The 3,763-nt window shown below is 64.9% G+C and carries 5 protein-coding genes; 1 reads left to right on the forward strand and 4 read right to left on the reverse strand.

The window, feature by feature from the left end:
• Positions 1–953: catalase-related domain-containing protein (locus HP546_RS27490; protein WP_172232150.1), on the forward strand; the 953-nt coding region annotated here is incomplete at its 5' end.
• Positions 954–1,015: 62 nt separating this feature from the next.
• Here the strand turns inward: HP546_RS27490 and HP546_RS27495 are convergent.
• The 4 genes from HP546_RS27495 to HP546_RS27510 all read right to left on the reverse strand — a co-directional run.
• Positions 1,016–1,723, reverse strand: a complete 708-nt coding sequence (locus HP546_RS27495; protein WP_172232152.1) for a PA5502 family lipoprotein — start codon at positions 1,721–1,723, stop codon at positions 1,016–1,018.
• Between the two features lie 127 nt (positions 1,724–1,850).
• On the reverse strand, positions 1,851–2,633 hold the full coding sequence (znuB, locus tag HP546_RS27500) for a zinc ABC transporter permease subunit ZnuB (protein ID WP_172232155.1): 783 nt from the start codon (positions 2,631–2,633) through the stop codon (positions 1,851–1,853).
• The gene (gene znuC, locus HP546_RS27505) at positions 2,626–3,399 is read right to left on the reverse strand and encodes a zinc ABC transporter ATP-binding protein ZnuC (RefSeq protein ID WP_172232158.1); all 774 of its coding nucleotides are present in this window, start codon (positions 3,397–3,399) and stop codon (positions 2,626–2,628) included. Before znuC ends, znuB begins: the two co-directional genes overlap by 8 nt.
• Positions 3,396–3,763: Fur family transcriptional regulator (locus HP546_RS27510; RefSeq protein ID WP_172232161.1), on the reverse strand; the 368-nt coding region annotated here is incomplete at its 5' end. The genes HP546_RS27510 and znuC, both read right to left, overlap by 4 nt.

Here is a 3,763-nt window from a genome sequence, read left to right on the forward strand (position 1 = left end):
ATCGCCCTGTCGCGCCCAACCACAACAACCAGCGCGATGCCTTGCACCAGCATGTCGTGCACAAGGGCCGCGCCTCCTACGAACCGAACTCCATCGACGGCGGCTGGCCGAAGGAAACGCCTCCTGCAGCGCAGGATGGTGGCTTCGAGAGCTACCAGGAACGCATTGATGCGCACAAGATCCGCCAGCGCAGCGAGTCGTTCGGCGACCACTTCTCGCAGGCGCGGCTGTTCTTCCAGAGCATGAGCCCGACCGAGCAGCAGCACATCATCAAGGCCTACAGCTTTGAACTGGGCAAGGTCGAGCGGGAGGCGATTCGTGCACGGGAGGTGAACGAAATTCTGGCCAACATCGACCTGAAGCTGGCCGCCGCCGTGGCCGCGAACCTCGGGTTGCCAGCGCCCAAGGCAGGTACCGTCAAGGTCAAGGGCAGCAAGCTTGCCGCCTCGCCGGCCTTGAGCCAGATGAACCACCCGGGCGTTGTGGGCATCAAGGGGCGCAAGATCGCCGTGCTGCTGGCCGATGGCGTGGATGGCGGCAGTGTCGACCGGCTGGTCAAAGCCCTCGAGGCCCATAGTGCTCGGATTCTGCTGCTTGGCCCCACATCGGCGCCGGTCAAGGCGGCCGATGGCAAGGCGCTGCCGGTGGACGCGTCAATGGAAGGCATGCCTTCGATCATGTTCGACGGGGTGCTGGTGCCGGCTGGTAAGGCGGCACTGGATGCACTGGGGGCCAGTGGCCTGGCCAAGCACTTCCTGCTCGAAGCTTACAAGCACCTGAAGGCGATAGGTTTTGCCAAAGAGGGCAAGGTGCTGGTGGATGCGCTGGGGCTGAAGGAGGACAAGGGGCTGTTGCTGGGGGATGACCAGAACGCCGTGGACGCCTTCGTCAAGGCTGTCGAAGGGCATCGGGTGTGGGAGCGGGAGGCGGCTGCGGAATCTGTTCCCGCCTGATCGGGCCTCTTCGCGGGTAAACCCGCTCCCACAGGAATGTGGCGGGTTTACCTGCGAAGACATCAACGCTGATGCGGGACCAGCACCACCTGCGCCGGTAGCGAACGCTGGATCTGATGTTTCTGCTGCAGCTCGAAGCCGCTGTCGAGTTTGCGCACGCGCTTTTCCAGCAAGGTCTTCAACCAGGGCGCGTCCTCGGTGCGCGGCACCTGGAACACCACCTCGCAGTCATAGCTCACCACATCCGCTGCAATATCATCGAGCTGGCGGCGCAGCGCGCGGCTGTCGGTGGTCTTCAAGGCGACCACGGTGCTTGGCGCCGTCGGGTCGATGATACGTGCCCTGGGCTTGGCTTCTGCAGCCTTCAGCGCCGCCTCGGCCTTTTCCAGCTCGGCCTTGCGTGCCTGCGTCACGGCATCGCCACCGGTTACTGCCGGGGCTTGCGGCATCAGTGCACGGGCTCGGGACAGGGCGGTGGCCGCCGCGTTCACATCACCCTTCTGCAGCACGATCTGGCTGCGCTGCAGGTAGGCTTCGGCCAACTGGCGCTGGTATTGTTCCACGCGCGCGTCATCCGGCGACTGGGCTTGCAGCGCAGCCAGCTGGTCTTCGGCGGTGGCCAGCTCGTTGCTGGCGATATTCTGTTGCAACTGCTGCCAGGCATCGGCTTGGGCAGGTGCGGTGGCCTGTTCGACCGGCGCGCTGGAACAGGCAGCCAGTAACAGGGAAAACGCGGCGACAAGCAGATAACGGGAGGCAAACGGCTTCATTCCTGCGACTCTCTATTTGCGCAAAAAGCGAGCAAGTCTACACCCAGGTGCGCACGCTCGAAAACAGGTCTTACAGACCCTTTACCCGGCCAAAGGTTGCAGGGCGTGCCATCACACGCCCGGTTTTTCAGCGTTTTGGCAGGGCCAGGCTCAGCAAGAATAGCACCGCCGCGCAGACCACGATCGATGGGCCGGCAGGGGTGTCCTTGAACCAGGACATGGCCAGGCCGCCGCAAACCGCCGTCACGCCCAGCAAGCTGGCGCCCAGAGCCATCTGCTCGGGGGAGCGGGCGTGCCGCTGCGCCGCAGCGGCAGGAATGATCAGCAGCGAGGTGATCAGCAGTACGCCGACAATCTTCATGGCCACGGCAATCACCACCGCAATCAGCAGCATTAATGCCATGCGCAGGCCGGCCACTGGCAGGCCTTCGACCATCGCCAGCTCTTCGTGCACGGTCACCGCCAGCAGTGGCCGCCACAGCGCCGCAAGCAGCAGCAGGACCAGCGCGCTGCCGCCCAGGATCCAGGCCAGGTCGGTGGGACTGATCGCCAGCAGGTCGCCGAACAGGTAGGCCATCAGGTCGATGCGCACGTCGTGCATGAAGCTCAACACCACCAGGCCCAGCGACAAGGTGCTGGGGGCAAGGATGCCGAGCAGGGTGTCAGAGGCCAGCGGCTGGCGTTGCTGCAAGGTCACCAGCAAGATCGCCAGCAACAGGCAGCCCACGGTTACCGCCAGCGCCGGGCTGACGTCCAGCACAAAGCCCATGGCCACACCCAGCAGCGCGGCATGCGACAGGGTGTCGCCGAAGTACGCCATGCGTCGCCACACCACGAACGAGCCGAGCGGGCCCGCGACTACTGCCAGGGACAAGCCTGCGAGCAAGGCGTAAAGAAGAAAATCAGCCATGCTTGCAATGCTCTCCGTGAACATGGGTGCCAGGCGCAACCACCGAACCGTGCAGGTCGTGGCTGTGGTCGTGATGGTGGTGGTAGACGGCCAGGCTTGGGGCGTTCTGGCCAAACAGTTCGACGAAGGCCGGGTCATTGCTGACCTGCTCGGGGTGGCCGGAACAGCAGACATGGCGGTTCAGGCAAACCACCTGGTCGGTGGCACTCATCACCAGATGCAGGTCGTGGGAGACCATCAGCACACCGCAGCCGTGGCGGTCGCGCAAGCGGGTGATCAGGTTGTACAGCTCGGTCTGACCGACCACGTCGACGCCTTGCACCGGTTCGTCCAGCACCAGCAGTTCGGGCTCGCGCAGCAGTGCCCGGGCCAGCAGCACGCGCTGCATCTCACCACCGGAAATGGTCTGGATGGGGCTGTCGATGACCTGCTCGGCGCCCACTTCCTGCAGCGCCGACAGGGCTGCCGCACGGTCTACTCCGGGCACCAGGCGCAAAAAGCGCAGCACCGACAGCGGCAGCGTGGCATCTACCTGAATTTTTTGCGGCATGTAGCCGATGCGCAGCCTGGGCTTGCGCCAGACCTTGCCACGGTGCGGCTTGAGCAGCCCGAGCACGGCGCGTACCAAGGTGGTCTTGCCTGCCCCGTTGGGGCCGATCAGGGTGACGATCTGGCCGGGTGCGACCGACAGGTCGATGCTGTCGAGCACCGCTTCGCCGGCAAACGTGACGCCGACCTGCTCCAGGCGGATCAGTGCGTCGCTCATGCCGCGCTCCGGCAGGTACCGCACAGGCCGACCACTTCGACGGTCTGGGTCTCGACGGTGAAGCCTACGCCTTTGGCGCTGTTGATGATGGCGTCGCTGATGCTGCTTTGTTCGAGCTCGATGGCCACGTGGCAGACGCGGCAGATCAGGAACTGGCCCTGGTGCACATGCTCGGGGTGGCTGCAGCCGATGAAGGCGTTGAGCGAGGCGATACGGTGCACCAGGCCGTTTTCCAGCAGGAAGTCCAGAGCGCGGTACACCGTCGGCGGCGCGGCGCGGCGGCCATCCTGCTCGCTGAGCACGGCGAGGATGTCGTAGGCACCCAGCGGCTTGTGGCTTTGCCACACCAGCTCCAGCACCCGGC

Source organism: Pseudomonas sp. CM25 (assembly GCF_013179705.1).
In the GTDB taxonomy this organism is placed as follows: domain Bacteria; phylum Pseudomonadota; class Gammaproteobacteria; order Pseudomonadales; family Pseudomonadaceae; genus Aquipseudomonas.